Origin of the sequence: Pseudoxanthomonas sp. (genome assembly GCF_002863005.1) — a bacterium.
Classification (GTDB): domain Bacteria; phylum Pseudomonadota; class Gammaproteobacteria; order Xanthomonadales; family Xanthomonadaceae; genus Pseudoxanthomonas_A.
Map to the genome: position 1 here is coordinate 103,997 of NZ_PKDG01000049.1, position 18,029 is coordinate 122,025.

The following is an 18,029-nucleotide window of genomic DNA, read 5'->3' on the forward strand; positions in this document are numbered from 1 at the left end:
ACTGAGCTAAACTGCCGCGCTCAACCATAAGGCCCCTCCCGGGGCAGGCAGCAAGACCACGCATGAGCTGGCTCAGCAAACTGATGCCGTCGGGCATCCGCACCGAGGGCAACGCGGGCAAGAGCAAACGCAGCGTCCCCGAGGGGCTGTGGGAAAAATGCGACCGTTGCGGCGCGGTGCTGTACCGGCCGGAACTGGAGGAAAACCTGGAGGTCTGCCCGAAGTGCAGCTTCCACATGCCCATCCGCGCCCGTGCCCGCATGGCCGCGTTGTTCGACCCCGGCAGCACCCGCGAGATCGGCGCTGCGCTGGGCCCGACCGACGTGCTGAAGTTCAAGGACCAGAAGAAGTACGCCGACCGCATCAAGGCCGCGCAGAAGAGCACCGGTGAGCGCGACGCGCTGATCACCCTGCAGGGGACATTGAAGGGCCGCGACCTGGTCGCCAGTGCCTTCGATTTCGCCTACATGGGTGGCTCGATGGGCTCGGTGGTCGGCGAGCGCTTCTCGCTGGGCGCGGAAAAGGCGCTGGAGATCGGCTCGCCGTTCGTGTGCTTCTCCGCCAGCGGCGGCGCGCGCATGCAGGAAAGCCTGTTCTCGCTGATGCAGATGGCCAAGACCTCGGCCGCGCTGGGCAGGCTGCGCGAGGCGGGTCTGCCCTACATCTCGGTGATGACGCACCCCACGACGGGGGGCGTGTCGGCCAGCTTCGCGATGCTGGGCGACATCAACCTGGCCGAGCCTGAAGCGCTGATCGGCTTTGCCGGCCCGCGCGTGATCGAGCAGACCGTGCGCGAGACGCTGCCGGAAGGCTTCCAGCGTTCGGAATTCCTGGTGGCGCATGGCGCCATCGACCAGATCTGCGACCGTCGCGAAATGCGTGACCGCCTGGCGGACCTGCTGGCGTTGATGATGCGACAGCCCAAGCCCGAAGACAGCGAACTGGTGACCGCATGAGCCGCAAGTATTTCGGTACCGATGGCATCCGCGGCCGGGTCGGTACCAGCCCGATCTCCGCCGACTTCGTGTTGCGCCTGGGCAATGCGCTCGGACGCGTGCTGTGCGAAAACGCCGGCGATGCCCGACCGGTCGTGGTGATCGGCAAGGACACGCGCATCTCCGGCTACATGTTCGAGGCCGCCCTGGAGGCGGGTCTGGTCGCCGCGGGCGCCGACGTCCAGTTGATGGGGCCGATGCCGACGCCTGCGGTGGCGTTCCTCACCCGCACGCTGGGCGCGGACGCCGGTATCGTCATCAGCGCGTCGCACAATCCGCATTACGACAACGGCATCAAGTTCTTCTCCGCCGAGGGCGAGAAGCTGGACGACGCCACCGAACTGGCGATCGAAGCCGCGCTGGACGCACCGTTCTTCACCGCCGAATCCGAAAAGCTCGGCAAGGCGATCCGCACGCGCGATGCGGTCGGCCGCTACATGGAATTCTGCAAGGCCAGCGTGCCGCGCCGCTTCGACCTGAAAGGCGTCAAGCTGGTGCTGGATTGCGCGCATGGCGCCACCTACCACATCGCACCGCTGCTCTTCCGCGAACTGGGGGCGAACGTCGTCACCATCGGGGCGGAACCGAACGGCGTCAACATCAACGACGGCGTGGGTTCGATGCACATCGACAGCCTGGCCGCGAAGGTGCGCGAGACCGGGGCGCAGCTGGGCATCGCCTTCGATGGCGATGGCGATCGCGTGCTGATGGCGGACGGGCAGGGCACCCCCGTCGATGGCGACCAGCTGATCTACCTGCTGGCGCGCGACTGGCAGGCGAGCGGCCGCTTGCGCGGTCCGGTGGTCGGCACGCTGATGACCAACTATGGCCTGGAGCGCGCGCTCGGCAAGCTCGAGATTCCGTTCGTCCGCACCAAGGTCGGCGACCGTTACGTCCACCAGGCACTGGTGGAAGGCAATGCGGTGCTCGGCGGTGAAGCCTCCGGCCATCTGCTGTGCCTGGATCGCACGACGACCGGCGACGCGATCATCGCGGCGTTGCAGGTGCTGGAATCCTTGAAGCGCCGCAAGCTGACGCTGCGCGAGGCGTTGGATGGCCTGGCGATGCTGCCGCAGAAGACCATCAACGTGAAGCTGGCCAACGGCGCCAAACCTACCGAGGCCGCCAGCGTGCAGGCCGCCCTGGCGCAGGCGCAGGCCGCGGTGTCCGGTCGTGGTCGTGCGTTCCTGCGCCCTTCCGGCACCGAGCCGGTCGTGCGTGTGACCGTGGAGGCCGATGACGACACGCTGGTGAAGAACACGCTGGAAACCCTGGCCGAGGCTGTGCGCGCCGCTGCCACGACCTGAATCGGATCCATGAACGTCCGGCGCGGGACGGGTCCGATGATCCACCGCGCCTTCCCCCTGTTGTTGGAGCAGATTGCATGAGTGCCCGTATCCCCACGCTGGACATCACCCGTTTCGATACCGACCGCGAGGCGTTCGTCGCCGAGCTGGGTGCGGCGTATCGCGAATGGGGTTTCGCCGGCATCCGCAACCACGGCATCCCGCAGGCGCAGATCGATGCTGCCTACGACGTGTTCAAGCGCTTCTTCGCGTTGCCCGATGACGTGAAGAAGCAGTATCACGTCCCGGGCAGCGGCGGCGCGCGCGGCTACACGCCGTTCGGCGTGGAAACCGCGAAGGACTCCAAGCATTTCGACCTGAAGGAGTTCTGGCACATCGGTCGCGAGATCGCGGACGATTCCAAGTATCGCGACGTCATGCCGCCGAACCTGTGGCCGGACGAGGTGCCAGGCTTCCGCGAACATGGCTATGGCCTGTACCAGGCGCTGGACCAGCTGGGCTCACGCGTGCTGTCGGCGCTGGCGCTGCACATCGGCCTGCCGGAAACCTATTTCGCCGACAAGACCGATTCGGGCAATTCGATCCTGCGTCCCATCCACTATCCCCCGATCACCGCCGACGACATCCCCAACGTGCGCGCCGGTGCGCACGAGGACATCAACCTCATCACGCTGCTGGTCGGTGCGAGCGCGGCCGGCCTGGAAGTGCGGTCGAAGCAGGGCGAGTGGGTGCCGTTCACGTCGGACGCCGACACCATCGTCGTCAACATCGGCGACATGCTGCAGCGCCTGACCAACCACGTGTATCCGTCGACCACGCACCGCGTGACCAATCCGCCCGGCGAGCAGGCGCGCCAGCCGCGGTATTCGGTACCGTTCTTCCTGCACCCCAATCCGGATTTCCTGATCGACGTGCTGCCGTCCACGATCACGCCGGACAATCCAAAGCGTTATGCGGAACCGATCACGGCGCAGGGTTATCTGGAAGAGCGTCTGCGCGAGATCAAGCTGAAATAACCACTGCCTCGTGCGCCGCGGGTAGCGACCGCGATGGGACCTGCGGTGGCGTCAGGCGGAAAGCATCGCGGGCACGGCCCGCTTCTACGGGATCCTGGTGGTCTGCAGGAGCGCCCTCGGGCGCGATGCCTTCCTTCCTCAATCCAGCGGCCGAACCTTGCGAGAGTTCCGCGCCATCAGGCCCATCGCCATGCGGTGCGGCAGCAGCTTCACGAGTGCATGCATCCACCGGTAGCGCCAGCCGGGAATCACCAGGATGTCGCCGCGCTCGTTGCCCTCTATGCCTTCGCGAGCCACGTCCTTCGCCTGCAGCCACAGGGCCGGCGACACCCGCATGCGCGACCGGGTGCCGGTGACATCGTGGAACTCGGAATAGGTGAAGCCGGGGCATAGCGCAGTGACGTGAACGCCACGGTCGGTGTTCTCAAGCGCCATCGCCTCGCTGAACTTCAGCAGGAAGCTCTTCGCAGGCGCGTACAGCGTCTGCCCCTCGGCCGCCGGCATCAGCGCCGCGAACGAGGCGACGTTGAGGATGCGGCCCTGCCCGGAGGCGCGGATGGAGGGCAGCAGCCGCCATGTCAGGTCGCAGACGGCCGTTACCATCACCTGCAGGAAGGCTGCATGTGCGCTCCAGTCATTGCTGCGATACCGCCCCGGCATGCCGTAGCCTGCGTTGTTGACCAGGATGCGGACCTGCACGTCCCGCCGTTCGAGTTCGGCGACCAGGGCTGCTGGCGCGTCCGGTTCCGCCAAGTCGGCCGCGACCACTTCCACGGCGACCTGCGCCCGCAGTTCCGCGGCCAACGCCTGCAGCCGTTCCGCGCGGCGCGCAGTCAGCACCAGCGGTACGCCGCGTCGCGCGTACTCGCGCGCGATCTGTTCGCCGATGCCGCTGGAGGCACCGGTGACCAGGGCGTAACCCGCGGTGCGGGCAGGGGAGACGTCGGGCATGTCGGGTCCTGGCATGAGGGCGCGGAGGCGGCCACGATAGCGCGGCAGGTAGGTGTGCTGGACAACATCGGCTAGACTGCGCGACCCGAACTGGACAGGAATTGGTCTTATGCGTCGCAAGCTCGTGGCCGGCAACTGGAAGCTCCATGGCACTCGTGGTTTCGCGACGGCGCTGATGGACGAACTGGTCGCAGGCCTGCCGCTGGACGGCGTGGACCTGCTGATCCTTCCCCCGCTCCCCTACCTGGGCGAGCTCATCGAGGACTACGGCGACCGCGGCGTGGCATTCGGCGCCCAGGACGTCAGCAGCAACGAAAAAGGCGCCTATACCGGCGAGGTATCGGCCTCCATGCTGGTCGACGTGGGCGCCCGGTATGGACTGGTGGGGCATTCCGAGCGCAGGCAGTACCACGATGAAAGCAGTGAGTTCGTGGCGAAGAAGTTCGTCGCGGCCAAGGGCGCAGGCCTGGTTCCGGTGCTGTGCGTGGGTGAGACCGACCAGCAGCGGAGGGACGGGCAGACCGAGTTCCGGATCCAGAAACAGCTGCAGGCCGTGTTCGACCTGGCCGGTCCGCAGGCGTTCGACGGCGCCGTCATCGCGTACGAGCCGGTCTGGGCCATCGGTACCGGCCTGACGGCCACCCCGGCCCAGGCCCAGGCGGTGCATGCGTTCATCCGTGGCGAAGTCGCCGCGCGCGATGCTAGAATCGCCGGCTCGCTGCTCCTTCTGTACGGCGGCAGCGTGAAGCCCGACAACGCCGCGGAACTGTTCTCGCAGCCCGATGTCGATGGAGGGCTGGTCGGCGGCGCTTCCCTGGTCGCCAAGGATTTCCTGGCCATCGCGCGAGCGGCGGCCGGTCGGGGATGACCCCGGCACGACCGGCCCAACGGGGCCGGACGACTCAACCGGTTGAGACTGATTCCAAATGTGGATGTTGATCCTGAATGTGGTGTACGTGCTGGTGGCCATCGCCATCATCGCGTTGGTGCTGATGCAGCGCGGTTCCGGCGCTCAGGCGGGCTCGGGATTCGGCGGGGGTGCGTCCGGTACCGTGTTTGGTGCGCGCGGCGCATCCAATTTCCTGTCCAAGAGCACCAAGTGGCTGGCCATCACGTTTTTCGGCATCAGCCTGTTCATGGCGTGGTACGCGACCCATAGCGCGCGCCCAACCACGCAGCAGAACCTCGGCGTGATGTCCGACCTGCCGGCCGCGCCCGCCGCGCCGGTGGGCGAACTTCCCAAGCCGTCGACCGTACCGAGCACGCCGATCCAGCCGACGCCCGCCGCGCCGGCCAACAGCGTGCCGGCCGCGCCGCAGGAAACGGCACCGGCGACGGAAACGCCTCCCGCGACACCGCCGCAAGGCGGCTGAGCGCGGATACAATGGCGGGGCGCCGAGCGCATCGCACGAAGTTCAAAGCCCAGGTGGCGGAATTGGTAGACGCACTACCTTGAGGTGGTAGCGGCGAAAGTCGTAGGGGTTCGAGTCCCCTCTTGGGCACCAACAGGGCGGGTCGGCGGCAACGTCGCTCCCGCCTCGAAAAAACCCGCCTTCCGGCGGGTTTTTTCTTTTGGCGATGGCGGCGATGCGTGCCGGTAATCGTTTACTAGCGAGTTCACGAACCGTTACAATCCCGCCGATTCATCGGGCGCCCGGTACGTGTTGCGGAAGGGCTCCCGCGGAAGGTGGGCCCGATGGTCGCATCGACGGGTCGCTCGCGGCGAAGGCCGCTGGCGGGCGATGCGAGCCCCATTCATGCCGCGCCGCGTCCTGCGCGCCGGCGGATAGGACAAGACGAGACAAGCGAGTGCTGGCCAACTACCTGCCCACCCTGTTGTTCCTGATCGTCGCCACCGGCATCGGCATCGCGCTGATGGTGGCCGGTCGCTTCCTCGGCCCGCGTCGTCCCGACGCCCAGAAGCTCTCCCCGTACGAATGCGGCTTCGAGGCTTTCGAAGACGCGCGCATGAAGTTCGACGTGCGCTACTACCTGATCGCCATCCAGTTCATCGTGTTCGATCTGGAAATCATCTTCATTGTTCCGTGGACGCTGGTGTTCCAGGAGCTGGGTCCGCGTGCGCTGGTCACGATGGGCCTGTTCGTGGGCATGCTGTTCCTCGGCTTCGTTTACGTTTGGAAGAAGGGAGCGCTCGAATGGGAGTGATCCAGACCGTCGACCGTCTGATGAACAACCCGATCCCGGAAGGGCGGGTGGACGACATCCTGCGCCCCGAAGGCGACAATCCGCTGCTGGAAAAGGGCTACGTCACCACCAGCGTGGATGCGCTGATGAACTGGGCGCGTACCGGCTCGATGTGGCCGATGACATTCGGCCTGGCCTGCTGCGCGGTCGAGATGATGCACGCCGGCACCTCCCGCCTGGACCTGGACCGCTACGGCGTGGTGTTCCGCCCGTCGCCGCGCCAGTCCGACGTGATGATCGTCGCCGGCACGCTGGTCAACAAGATGGCCCCGGCGCTGCGCAAGGTCTACGACCAGATGCCCGACCCCAAGTGGGTGATCTCGATGGGCAGCTGCGCCAACGGCGGTGGCTACTACCACTATTCGTACTCGGTGGTGCGCGGCTGCGATCGCGTGGTGCCCGTGGACGTGTACGTGCCGGGTTGCCCGCCGACGGCCGAAGCGCTGGTGTACGGCATCCTGCAACTGCAGAAGAAGATCTGGCGTACGCAGACCATCGCGCGCTGATTCCTGCTTTCCCCTGACATCCTCCTCCAGAGCACGCCACGCCCCATGGCAGAGCAAGCTGCAAACTTCACCGACCAGTTGCGCGCCCGTTTCGCGGACGCCACGGTCAGCGTGGCCGAGCCGCGCGGCGAAATCACCCTGGAAGTGCCGTCGGCATCGTGGCACGCCGTCGCGCTCGCGCTCCGCGACGAATTCGGCTTCGAGCAGGCCGTCGACATCAGCGGCGTGGACTACCTGGGTTACGGCAGCGCCGAGTGGGATACCGCGGACGTGTCGTCCGAGGGCTTCAGCCGCGGCGTCGAAGGCTTCGGCCCGGGTCGCTTCAGCTGGGAACAGCGTCCGCGCGACGCCGCGCGTCCGAACCGTTTCGCCGTCGTGCTGCACCTGCTGTCGTACCAGCACAACCGTCGTGTCCGCGTGCGCTGCTTCGCGCCCGACGATGGCCTGCCGGTGGTGGCATCGGTGTCCGATGTGTGGCCGGGCCTCAACTGGTTCGAGCGCGAGGCGTTCGACCTGTACGGCATCATCTTCGAAGGCCATCCTGACCTGCGCCGCATCCTGACCGACTACGGGTTCGTCGGCCATCCGTTCCGCAAGGACTTCCCGCTGATCGGCAACGTCGAAGTCCGCTACGACGAAGAGAAGAAGCGCGTCGTGTACGAGCCGGTCACTTCGGTCGAGCCGCGCGTCGGCGTGCCGCGCGTGATCCGCGACGACGCGCGCTACCAGACCGCCGCCGGCGAAGCCGCCGCGCGTGAGGGCAAGGCATGAGCAATCCGCAATCCGGCGCCGCGTTCGCCAGCAATCCTGCCGAAGCCAGGCAGGAAATCCGCAACTACACGCTGAACTTCGGTCCGCAGCATCCGGCCGCGCACGGCGTGCTGCGCCTGATCCTGGAAATGGACGGCGAGACCATCGTCCGCGCCGATCCGCACGTGGGCCTGCTGCACCGGGGCACCGAGAAGCTGGCCGAATCCAAGCCGTTCAACCAGTCGATCGGCTACATGGACCGCCTCGACTACGTCTCGATGATGTGCAACGAGCACGCGTACGTGCGCGCCATCGAGACCCTGATGGGCATCGAGGCGCCGGAGCGCGCGCAGTACATCCGCACGATGTACGACGAGATCACCCGCATCCTGAACCACCTGATGTGGATCGGGTCCAATGCGCTCGATCTCGGCGCGATGGCGGTCATGCTGTATGCGTTCCGCGAGCGCGAAGAGCTGATGGACTGCTACGAAGCGGTCAGCGGCGCACGCATGCATGCGGCGTACTACCGTCCGGGCGGCGTGTACCGCGACCTGCCGGACCATATGCCGAAGTACAAGGAGTCGCCCTGGCGCAAGGGCAAGGCGCTCAAGCAGTTCAACCAGGCGCGTGAAGGGTCGCTGCTCGACTTCCTGGAAGACTTCACCAACGAATTCCCGAAGCGCGTCGACGAATACGAGACGCTGCTGACCGACAACCGCATCTGGAAGCAGCGCACGGTGGGCATCGGCGTGGTCGCGCCCGAACAGGCGCGCGCCTGGGGCATGACCGGCGCGATGCTGCGTGGTTCGGGCATCGCATGGGACCTGCGCAAGAAGCAGCCTTACGCGAAGTACGACGCGGTCGATTTCGACATCCCCGTCGGCGTCAATGGCGACTGCTACGACCGCTACCTGGTCCGTGTGGCCGAGATGCGCCAGTCCAACCGCATCATCCAGCAGTGCGTGAAGTGGCTGAAGGCCAACCCCGGCCCGGTCATGGTGCAGAACTTCAAGGTCGCGCCTCCCTCCCGCGAGGAGATGAAGGACGACATGGAAGCGCTGATCCACCACTTCAAGCTCTTCAGCGAAGGTTACTGCGTGCCGGCCGGCGAAACCTACGCCGCGGTCGAAGCGCCGAAGGGCGAATTCGGCTGCTACCTGGTCTCCGATGGTGCCAACAAGCCGTTCCGCGTGAAGCTGCGCGCGCCGGGTTTCGCGCACCTGTCCTCGATGGACGAGATCGTGCGCGGCCACATGCTCCCCGACGTCGTCGCGATGATCGGTACCTATGATCTTGTCTTTGGTGAGGTGGACCGATGAGGGCCACGGGTAATTTCGAAGCGGCGCAGAACGTCGATCCGCTGGTGGCGTTGAGCGACGAGACGCGCGCGCACATCGATCATTGGCTGACCAAGTTCCCGCCGGACCGCAAGCGCTCGGCGGTGCTGCAGGGCCTGCATGCCGCGCAGGAGCAGAACCAGGGCTGGCTGACCGACGAGCTGATCGCCGCCGTCGCCAAGTACCTCGACCTGCCGCCGGTGTGGGCGTACGAGGTCGCCAGCTTCTACTCGATGTTCGAGACCGAGAAGGTCGGCCGCAACAATGTCGCCTTCTGCACCAACATCAGCTGCTGGCTCAACGGCGCCGAGGACCTGGTCGCTCACGCGGAGAAGAAGCTCGGCTGCCGGCTGGGCGAATCCACGGCCGACGGCCGCGTCTACCTGAAGCGCGAAGAAGAGTGCGTGGCCGCCTGCTGCGGCGCGCCGGTCGTGGTCATCAACGGCCATTACCACGAGAAGCTGACGCCGGCGAAGGTCGACGAGCTGCTGGACGGGCTGGAGTAAGCGCATGGCAGGCCATTCACACTATTCCGAAGGCTACGGCCCGGTCGGTCCTGCTCCGAAGGAGCACCAGGCCGTCTACACCACGCTGCATTTCGACAAGCCGTGGTCGTACGAGAACTACCTGAAGACCGGCGGGTACTCCGCGCTGCGCCGGATCATCGAAGAGAGGATCCCGCCGGCCGACGTCGTCGAGATGGTCAAGCAGTCCGGCCTGCGCGGCCGCGGCGGCGCCGGCTTCCCGACCGGCCTGAAGTGGAGCTTCATGCCGAAGGGCGACATGCAGAAGTACATCCTCTGCAACTCGGACGAATCCGAGCCGGGCACCGCCAAGGACCGCGACATCCTGCGCTACAACCCGCATGCGGTGATCGAGGGCATGGCGATCGCCTGCTACGCCACCGGTTCGACGGTGGGCTACAACTACCTGCGCGGCGAGTTCCATCACGAGCCCTTCGAGCATCTGGAGGAAGCCACCGCCGAGGCCTACAAGCACGGCTGGCTGGGCAAGAACATCCTCGGCTCCGGCGTGGATATCGACCTGTACAACGCGCTCGGCGCGGGCGCCTACATCTGCGGTGAAGAAACCGCGTTGATGGAGTCGCTGGAAGGCAAGAAGGGCCAGCCGCGCTTCAAGCCGCCGTTCCCGGCCAACTTCGGCCTGTACGGCAAGCCCACCACGATCAACAACACCGAGACCTACGCCTCGGTGCCCGCCATCGTGCGCAACGGCGCCGAGTGGTTCATGAACTTGGGCAAGCCCAACAACGGCGGCTGCAAGATCTTCTCGGTCTCTGGCCATGTGGCGAAGCCGGGCAACCATGAGATCCGTTTGGGCACCTCGTTCGCCGAGCTGCTCGAGCTGTGCGGCGGCATGCGCGAAGGCCGCAAGCTCAAGGCGGTCATCCCGGGCGGCTCCTCGATGCCGGTGCTGCCGGGCGAGGTGATGATGGGCCTGACGATGGACTACGACAGCATCCAGAAGGCCGGTTCCGGCCTGGGTTCGGGTGCCGTCGTGGTGATGGACGACACCACCTGCATGGTGCGTGCGTGCCAGCGCATCGCGCGCTTTTATTACAAGGAAAGCTGCGGCCAGTGCACGCCGTGCCGCGAAGGCACCGGCTGGATGTACCGCATGCTGACCCGCGTGGCCGAGCACAAGGCCACGATCGAGGACCTGCAGACGCTGCGCGCGGCGGCGGGCCAGATCGAAGGCCACACCATCTGCGCGTTCGGCGAAGCCGCGGCGTGGCCCGTGCAGGGCATGCTGCGACACTTCTGGCACGAATTCGAATACGCGATCGTCAACAAGCGTTTCCTCGTCGACGACGAGCGAGACGGCAAGGTCGTCCGTTCCAACCTGGAGGTGGCCGCGTGAGTGCGCAGCCCGTGAATCCCAACCTGCCGCCGGACCACGTCACCGTCTTCATCGACGGGCAGGAGCTGGCCGCGCCCAAGGGTTCGATGATCATCCAGGCCGCCGACAAGGCCGGCATCCCGATCCCGCGCTTCTGCTACCACGAGAAGCTGCCGATCGCGGCCAACTGCCGCATGTGCCTGGTGGAAGTCGAGAAGATGCCGAAGCCGGCACCGGCCTGCGCCACGCCGGTGATGGACGGCATGAAGATCGCCACGCGCAGCGACAAGGCGTTGAAGTCGCAGCGCAACGTGATGGAATTCCTGCTCATCAACCATCCGCTGGACTGCCCGATCTGCGACCAGGGCGGCGAATGCGAGCTGCAGGACCTGTCGCTGGGCTACGGCCGTTCGGTCAGCCGCTTCCAGGAACGCAAGCGCGTGGTGCCGGACGAGGACATCGGTCCGCTGGTCGCCACCGAGATGACCCGTTGCATCCAGTGCACGCGCTGCGTGCGCTTCACCGCGGACGTCGCCGGCACGTACGAGCTGGGCGGCATGTACCGTGGCGAGAACCTGCAGATCGGCACCTACGACGGCAAGCCGCTGACCACCGAAATTTCCGGCAACGTCATCGACGTCTGCCCGGTGGGCGCGCTGACCAACAAGGTGTTCCAGTTCCGCGCCCGTCCGTGGGAACTGATTGCGCGCGAATCCATCGGCTTCCATGACGCGATGGGCTCCAACGTGTTCTATCACTCGCGCCGCGGCCAGGTGCTGCGCACCGTTCCGCGCGAGAACGAAGCCGTCAACGAATGCTGGTTGTCGGATCGCGACCGTTATTCGCACCAGGGCCTCTATGCCGACGACCGCGCGGTGAAGCCGCTGCAGAAGGTCGATGGCGAGTGGCGCGAGGTCTCCTGGGCCGAGGGCCTGTCCGCCGCCGCCGAGATCCTGCGCGCGAACCGCGGCGACAGCCTGGGCGTGCTGGTGCACCCGGCGGTGTCTAACGAGGAGGGCGGCCTGTTGGCGAAGCTGGCCGAAGGGCTCGGTACCGGCAACCTGGACCACCGCATCAACAACCGCGATTTCTCCGATGGCGCCGTCGCCGAACCGTTCGCGCTGCCGCTGGCGGAGATCGAGCAGGCCGATGTCATCGTGTTGTTCGGCACCAACATCCGCCACGAGTTGCCGCTGCTGCACCAGCGCATCCGCAAGGCCGTCCGCAAGGGGGCCAAGGTGCATGCGGTCAATCCGGTCGATTTCGATTTCGCATTCAGCCTGGCCGGGAAGCACATCGTCGCGCCGTCGCAGCTCGGTGGCGTGCTCAATGACGCTGCGCTGCGCGACGTCGCCAAGGCCGCCAACCGCGCCGTCGTGATCGTCGGTGGCATGGTCGAGAACCATCCGCAGGCCGCTGCGCTGCGCGGTGCCGCAGCCGATTTCGCTGCCGCGACCGGCGCCTCGCTGTGCCGCATCCCCCAGGGTGCGAACGCGGTAGGCCTCGCGCGCCAGGGTGTGCTGCCGAGCGCCCGCGACGTGGCCGGCATGTTCGCCGAGCCGCGCAACGCCTACGTCATCTACGGCATCGAACCGGGCCTGGATTTTGCCGATACGCCGGCTGCCACCAAGGCGCTGGCCTCGTCGAAGGTCGTGGCGTTCAGCCACTTCGCCTGCAAGTCCACGCGCGATGTGGCCGACGTGATCCTGCCGATCGGTCTGTTGCCTGAAATCGACGCGACGCTGACCAACTTGGACGGCAAGGACCAGCGCACGCAAGCCGCCGGCAAGCTGCCTGGCGAGGCGCGTGATGGCTGGAAGGTGCTCCGCGCCCTCGGTGGCGAGCTGCAGCTGGCCGGTTTCGAGTTCACCGACATCGCGGGCGCGCGGGCAGCCATCGCCGGCACCAGGACGGTTGCCATGGCGAAGTCCGCCGCGCCGGACGCCGCTGGCCAAGGCCTGGAACTGGCCGTCACCGCAGCGATCTACCGCACCGACGGGACGGTCCGTCGTGCCGAAGCGCTGCAGGCGCATCCGCTGAACGTCGGCGACCGCATCGTGCTGAATCCCGCCGATGCGCAGGCCGCCGGCGTCGCCGAGGGTCAGGTCGCCAAGGTCGGCAATGGCATCGGCACGGCCTCGCTGCCGGTGGTGGTGGACGCCCGCGTGGCCGCGGGTGCCGCCTGGATCGAGAGCGGCTACGGTGCCACGGCACCGTTGGGCGCCGGACGCGTCACGGTGGTGAGCGCATGAATGAATTGCTGATCAACGCGGTCGGCCCGCTGCGCGAATGGTTCTTCGGGCTGGGCGACATCGGCATGGTGTTGTGGATCGTGCTGAAGATCCTGGCGATCGCCATGCCGGTGATCATCTCGGTCGCGTTCTACGTGGTCTGGGAGCGCAAGCTGATCGGCTGGATGCACGTGCGCCATGGCCCGATGTACGTGGGCATGGGCATCTTCCAGGCGTTCGCGGACGTCTTCAAGCTGCTGTTCAAGGAAATCATCCAGCCCAGCAGCGCGCAGAAGACGATGTACATCCTGGCGCCGCTCATCACGCTGGCGCCGGCGTTCGCGGCGTGGGCGGTGGTGCCGTTCGATTACCAGCTGGTGCTGTCGAACGCCAATGCCGGCCTGCTGTACCTGCTGGCGATGACCTCGCTGGGCGTGTACGGCATCATCATCGCGGGCTGGGCGTCGAATTCGAAGTACGCTTTCCTGGGTGCGATGCGCTCGGCCGCGCAGGTCGTCAGCTACGAAATCGCGATGGGCTTCGCGCTGGTGGGCGTGCTGATCGCCGCCGGCAGCCTGAACCTGACCGACATCGTCATGGCGCAGTCGGGCGACTCCGGCTTCTTCGAATGGTTCTGGCTGCCGCTGTTCCCGCTCTTCATCGTCTACTGGGTGTCCGGCGTCGCCGAAACCAACCGCTCGCCGTTCGACGTGGTCGAAGGCGAATCGGAAATCGTCGCCGGCCACATGGTCGAGTATTCGGGTGCGGCGTTCGCGCTGTTCTTCCTGGCCGAATACGCCAACATGATCCTGGTGAGCTTCCTGGTGTCGCTGTTCTTCCTCGGCGGCTGGCTCAGCCCGCTGCAGGGCTGGATCACGGCCGACGTGTCGCCCTGGATCAACTGGGTCTGGACCGGCGGCTGGCCGTGGCTGCTGCTGAAGGTGCTGTTCTTTGCCAGCGCCTACATCTGGTTCCGCGCCAGTTTCCCGCGTTACCGCTACGACCAGATCATGCGCCTGGGCTGGAAGGTGTTCATCCCGCTCACGATCGTCTGGATCGCGGTGACGGCGTTGCTGGTGTTCTTCGGCGTGTTCGAGAAGGGTGTGTAAGACATGAGCAAGGTTGTGCACTACTTCAAGAGCCTGATGCTGCTGGAGCTGCTCCAGGGCCTGTGGCTGACGCTGAAGTACACCTTCAAGCCGAAGTACACGCTGATGTATCCGATGGAGAAGTTCCCGCAGTCGCCGCGCTTCCGCGGCCTGCACGCGCTGCGCCGCTATCCGAACGGCGAAGAGCGCTGCATCGCCTGCAAGCTCTGCGAGGCGGTGTGCCCGGCGCTGGCGATCACCATCGATTCGGCGCCGCGCGAGGACGGCACCCGCCGCACCACGCGCTACGACATCGACCTGTTCAAGTGCATCTACTGCGGCTTCTGCGAAGAGAGCTGCCCGGTGGACTCGATCGTGGAAACGCACGTGCTGGAGTACCACTTCGACAAGCGCGGGCAGAACATCGTTACCAAGCCGCAGCTGCTGGCGATCGGGGACCGGCTGGAAGCCGAGATCGCCGAGCGCCGCGCCGCCGACGCCGCTTTCCGCTGAGGTCCGAAGAATGGATTGGGTCCTGATCAGTTTCTACGCCTTCGCCACCGTCGCGGTCGTCGCCGCCGGCGCGGTGATCAGCGTGCGCAACCCGGTGCATGCCGTGCTGTGCCTCATCCTGACGTTCTTCTCGGTGGCCTGCATCTGGCTGCTGGTGGGCGCGGAGTTCCTCGGCGTCGCCCTGATCCTCGTCTACGTGGGCGCGGTGATGGTGCTGTTCCTGTTCGTGGTGATGATGCTCGACATCGACGTCACCGCCATGCGCGAGGGCTGGGTCAGGTTCCTGCCGGTGGGCCTGCTGGTGGCCGTGGTCATGCTGGCTCAGATGCTCGTGCTGATCGGCATCAAGGCGAAGATGGCCGTGCCGTTCGCCGACAACGCCGCCGCCGCGGCCGCCGAGGTGTCCAACACCGCCTGGCTGGCGCGCACGCTGTTCACCGAGTTCCTGCTGCCGTTCGAGTTCGCCGCCGTCATCCTGACCGTGGCCGTGGTGGCGGCGGTGATGCTGACGTTGCGCAAGCGCACCGGCATCAAGACGCAGGACCCGGGCGAGCAGTCGCGGGTCAAGGCGCGCGACCGCATCCGCATGGTGTCGATGCCGGCCGAGAAGCCGGTGCGCGAAACGCCGGCCAGTGCGCCGGCGGAAGGGGAGGGCAAGGCATGATTTCCGTAGGCCACCTGCTGGCGCTCGGCGCCGTGCTGTTCTGCATCAGCCTGGCGGGCATCTTCCTCAACCGGAAGAACGTCATCGTGCTGCTGATGTCGATCGAACTGATGCTGCTGTCGGTGAACATCAATTTCGTCGCGTTCTCGCGCGAGCTGGGCGATGCCGCCGGCCAGATCTTCGTGTTCTTCATCCTGACCGTGGCCGCCGCCGAGGCCGCCATCGGCCTGGCGATCCTGGTCACCCTGTTCCGCACCCGGCGCACGATCAACGTGGCCGAAGTCGATACGCTCAAAGGCTGATGCACCGATGACCGGTATGGAAGTCCTCCTCTCCAAGAACGTGCTGCTGGCCATCGTGCTGGCGCCGCTGCTGGGCAGCATCATCGCCGGGTTGTTCGGGCGTTTCGTCGGCCGGGCCGGCGCGCATACCGCGACCATCCTTGGCGTGGCCACCAGCTGCGCGCTGTCGTGCTGGGTGCTGTACCAACTGGTGGCGCTGGGTGCTTCGCCGTTCAACCAGAACCTGTACACCTTCTTCGAGGTGGGCAGCATCACCGGCCATGTCGGTTTCATGATCGACAGGCTGACTGCGATGATGATGGTCGTGGTGACCTTCGTGTCGCTGCTGGTGCATGTCTACACCATCGGCTACATGGCGGAAGATCCCGGTTACCAGCGCTTCTTCAGTTACATCTCGCTGTTCACCTTCAGCATGCTGATGCTGGTGATGAGCAACAACTTCCTGCAGCTGTTCTTCGGCTGGGAAGCGGTGGGCCTGGTGTCCTACCTGCTGATCGGTTTCTGGTTCAAGCGCCCGACGGCGATCTTCGCCAACATGAAGGCCTTCCTGGTCAACCGCGTGGGCGACTTCGGCTTCCTGCTGGGCATCGGCTGCGTGCTGCTGATGTTCGGCACGCTGGACTACGCCACCGTGTTCGCCAACGCCACGCTGCTAGGAGGCAAGGCAGTGCCGGTCTGGTCAGGTGCGGTGACCCTGTTCGGCCACACCACGCAGCTGCTCGACCAGCCCGTGATCTGGTCCATGGCCACGCTGACCTGCATCTGCCTGTTCATCGGTGCGATGGGCAAGTCGGCCCAGGTACCGCTGCACGTCTGGCTGCCGGACTCGATGGAGGGCCCGACGCCGATCTCCGCGCTGATCCACGCCGCGACGATGGTGACCGCCGGCATCTTCATGGTCGCGCGCATGTCGCCGCTGTTCGAGCTGTCGCAGACGGCGCTGGACTTCGTGTTGTTCATCGGCGCGACCACGGCGTTGTTCACCGGCCTGATCGGCATCGTGCAGAACGACATCAAGCGCGTGGTGGCGTATTCCACGCTGTCGCAGCTGGGCTACATGACGGTCGCGCTGGGCGTGTCGGCTTATTCGGCGGCCGTGTTCCACCTGATGACGCACGCCTTCTTCAAGGCGCTGCTGTTCCTGGCGGCCGGCTCGGTCATCATCGGCATGCACCACGAGCAGGACATGCGGAAGATGGGCGGCCTGCGCAAGTACATGCCCATCACCTGGATCACCAGCCTGATCGGCACGCTGGCGCTGGTCGGCACGCCGTTCTTCTCGGGTTTCTATTCGAAGGACGTCATCATCGAAGCCGCGCACCACCATCACGAGGTGGCGCACGAGCTGGGCGAAAAGATGTCCGAGATGGGCGTGATGGCGGCCCAGGGCTATCAGGGCCCCAGCGAATGGATCGCGACGTATGGGTATTGGGCCGTGCTGCTGGGCGTGTTCGTGACCAGCTTCTACAGCTTCCGCCTGCTGTACCTCACCTTCCACGGGAAGGAGCGGTTCCGGGATGCCCACGACGACCATGGGCACAGCGACCACGTGCACGACGCCGCGCACGCTGAGGCGCACGACGACCATGGCCACCATCACGGTGCGCATGAGCCGCACGAATCGCCGTGGGTGGTGACGGTGCCGCTGGTACTGCTCGCGATTCCGTCCATCCTGATCGGCATGTTCACCGCCGGTCCCATGCTGTTCGGGACGGCCTGGAACGATGCCCATCATGGGGTGACGCCGTTCTTCCAGGGCGCGATCGACTTCCTTCGCCTCGACCCGTCGTTGGCCACGTCGCCGCGCGATACGGTGATGGCGTTGTTGCCGGAGTGGCACGGTGCAATCAACTTCGCGCTTCACAGTGTGAAGACGCCAGCGCTATGGCTGGCATTCGGAGGCTTCGCCCTGGCGACCTTCCTGTACCTGTTCAAGCCGGAGCTGCCCGGCAGGATGCGCCACAGTGCCTTGGGCGCCTTCCTGACCAACATCCTGGACAAGAAGTACTGGGCCGACCACCTGTGGATCAACGGCTTTGCCGGTGGTGGCGTCAAGCTGGGCAAGGCGTCGCGCGCCTTCGACAGCCACGTGATCGATGGTGCGGCGGTGAACGGCACCGCCAGGCTGGTCGACCTGGGCGCGCAGCTGCTGCGCAAGACCCAGTCCGGTTACCTGTACCACTACGCGTTCGCGATGATCATCGGCCTGATCCTGCTGCTGGGCGTGATCATCAGGTTTTGGCAGTAACGGACTGGCGCCGCCCCGTGCGGAGCGTCCTGGCGAAGAACTCAACGGATAAC

At 66.0% G+C, this 18,029-nt stretch carries 18 protein-coding genes and 1 tRNA gene; 18 read left to right on the forward strand and 1 reads right to left on the reverse strand.

Annotated features, from left to right (window positions below; translation table 11 throughout):
• Positions 1–62 precede the first annotated feature (62 nt).
• The 3 genes from accD (at position 63) to CYU89_RS16570 (ending at position 3,318) form a co-directional block, all read left to right on the forward strand.
• Complete coding sequence (gene accD, locus CYU89_RS16560; RefSeq protein WP_296282652.1) at positions 63–956, forward strand: acetyl-CoA carboxylase, carboxyltransferase subunit beta; 894 nt, start codon at positions 63–65, stop codon at positions 954–956.
• On the forward strand, positions 953–2,302 hold the full coding sequence (glmM, locus tag CYU89_RS16565; protein ID WP_296282653.1) for a phosphoglucosamine mutase: 1,350 nt from the start codon (positions 953–955) through the stop codon (positions 2,300–2,302). The genes accD and glmM overlap by 4 nt, the downstream gene beginning before the upstream one ends.
• Positions 2,303–2,379: 77 nt before the next feature.
• Positions 2,380–3,318, forward strand: a complete 939-nt coding sequence (locus tag CYU89_RS16570) for a 2-oxoglutarate and iron-dependent oxygenase domain-containing protein (protein WP_296282654.1) — start codon at positions 2,380–2,382, stop codon at positions 3,316–3,318.
• Positions 3,319–3,456: 138 nt separating this feature from the next.
• Here the strand turns inward: CYU89_RS16570 and CYU89_RS16575 are convergent, their stop codons facing one another.
• Positions 3,457–4,269 (reverse strand): SDR family oxidoreductase, encoded by an 813-nt coding sequence (locus CYU89_RS16575; RefSeq protein WP_296282655.1) that lies wholly within the window; start codon positions 4,267–4,269, stop codon positions 3,457–3,459.
• A 109-nt stretch (positions 4,270–4,378) separates the two neighbouring features.
• On the opposite strand from CYU89_RS16575, the gene tpiA reads away from it, so the two are divergent.
• The 15 genes from tpiA to nuoL all read left to right on the forward strand — a co-directional run bounded on the left by tpiA (position 4,379) and on the right by nuoL (position 17,976).
• The gene (tpiA, locus tag CYU89_RS16580) at positions 4,379–5,137 is read left to right on the forward strand and encodes a triose-phosphate isomerase (protein ID WP_296282656.1); all 759 of its coding nucleotides are present in this window, start codon (positions 4,379–4,381) and stop codon (positions 5,135–5,137) included.
• Positions 5,138–5,195: 58 nt separating this feature from the next.
• On the forward strand, positions 5,196–5,642 hold the full coding sequence (gene secG, locus CYU89_RS16585; protein WP_296282657.1) for a preprotein translocase subunit SecG: 447 nt from the start codon (positions 5,196–5,198) through the stop codon (positions 5,640–5,642).
• A 47-nt stretch (positions 5,643–5,689) separates the two neighbouring features.
• A tRNA-Leu gene (locus tag CYU89_RS16590) sits at positions 5,690–5,774 on the forward strand.
• A 304-nt stretch (positions 5,775–6,078) separates the two neighbouring features.
• Positions 6,079–6,435, forward strand: coding sequence for an NADH-quinone oxidoreductase subunit A (locus CYU89_RS16595; protein ID WP_162108536.1), 357 nt, complete (start codon positions 6,079–6,081; stop codon positions 6,433–6,435).
• Complete coding sequence (locus CYU89_RS16600) at positions 6,426–6,980, forward strand: NADH-quinone oxidoreductase subunit B (RefSeq protein WP_162108535.1); 555 nt, start codon at positions 6,426–6,428, stop codon at positions 6,978–6,980. The genes CYU89_RS16595 and CYU89_RS16600 overlap by 10 nt, the downstream gene beginning before the upstream one ends.
• A gap of 45 nt (positions 6,981–7,025) precedes the next feature.
• Positions 7,026–7,751, forward strand: a complete 726-nt coding sequence (locus CYU89_RS16605) for an NADH-quinone oxidoreductase subunit C (RefSeq protein WP_296282658.1) — start codon at positions 7,026–7,028, stop codon at positions 7,749–7,751.
• Positions 7,748–9,052, forward strand: a complete 1,305-nt coding sequence (locus CYU89_RS16610; RefSeq protein WP_296282659.1) for an NADH-quinone oxidoreductase subunit D — start codon at positions 7,748–7,750, stop codon at positions 9,050–9,052. The genes CYU89_RS16605 and CYU89_RS16610 overlap by 4 nt, the downstream gene beginning before the upstream one ends.
• Entirely contained in the window at positions 9,049–9,576 is a 528-nt protein-coding gene (nuoE, locus tag CYU89_RS16615) for an NADH-quinone oxidoreductase subunit NuoE (protein ID WP_296282660.1), read from the forward strand. Before CYU89_RS16610 ends, nuoE begins: the two co-directional genes overlap by 4 nt.
• Before the next feature lie 4 nt (positions 9,577–9,580).
• A complete protein-coding gene (nuoF, locus tag CYU89_RS16620; RefSeq protein ID WP_296282661.1) occupies positions 9,581–10,951 on the forward strand; it encodes an NADH-quinone oxidoreductase subunit NuoF in 1,371 nt (456 codons plus the stop codon).
• Entirely contained in the window at positions 10,948–13,182 is a 2,235-nt protein-coding gene (gene nuoG, locus CYU89_RS16625) for an NADH-quinone oxidoreductase subunit NuoG (protein ID WP_296282662.1), read from the forward strand. The genes nuoF and nuoG overlap by 4 nt, the downstream gene beginning before the upstream one ends.
• Positions 13,179–14,270 (forward strand): NADH-quinone oxidoreductase subunit NuoH, encoded by a 1,092-nt coding sequence (gene nuoH / locus CYU89_RS16630; protein WP_296282663.1) that lies wholly within the window; start codon positions 13,179–13,181, stop codon positions 14,268–14,270. Before nuoG ends, nuoH begins: the two co-directional genes overlap by 4 nt.
• Positions 14,271–14,273: 3 nt before the next feature.
• Complete coding sequence (gene nuoI / locus CYU89_RS16635) at positions 14,274–14,762, forward strand: NADH-quinone oxidoreductase subunit NuoI (RefSeq protein WP_162108528.1); 489 nt, start codon at positions 14,274–14,276, stop codon at positions 14,760–14,762.
• A 10-nt stretch (positions 14,763–14,772) separates the two neighbouring features.
• Positions 14,773–15,426: an NADH-quinone oxidoreductase subunit J gene (locus CYU89_RS16640; protein WP_296282664.1), complete on the forward strand. Its 654-nt coding sequence runs from the start codon at positions 14,773–14,775 to the stop codon at positions 15,424–15,426.
• Complete coding sequence (gene nuoK, locus CYU89_RS16645) at positions 15,423–15,728, forward strand: NADH-quinone oxidoreductase subunit NuoK (protein WP_056881218.1); 306 nt, start codon at positions 15,423–15,425, stop codon at positions 15,726–15,728. The genes CYU89_RS16640 and nuoK overlap by 4 nt, the downstream gene beginning before the upstream one ends.
• 16 nt (positions 15,729–15,744) lie before the next feature.
• A complete protein-coding gene (gene nuoL / locus CYU89_RS16650; RefSeq protein ID WP_296282665.1) occupies positions 15,745–17,976 on the forward strand; it encodes an NADH-quinone oxidoreductase subunit L in 2,232 nt (743 codons plus the stop codon).
• The last annotated feature ends 53 nt before the right edge of the window (positions 17,977–18,029 follow it).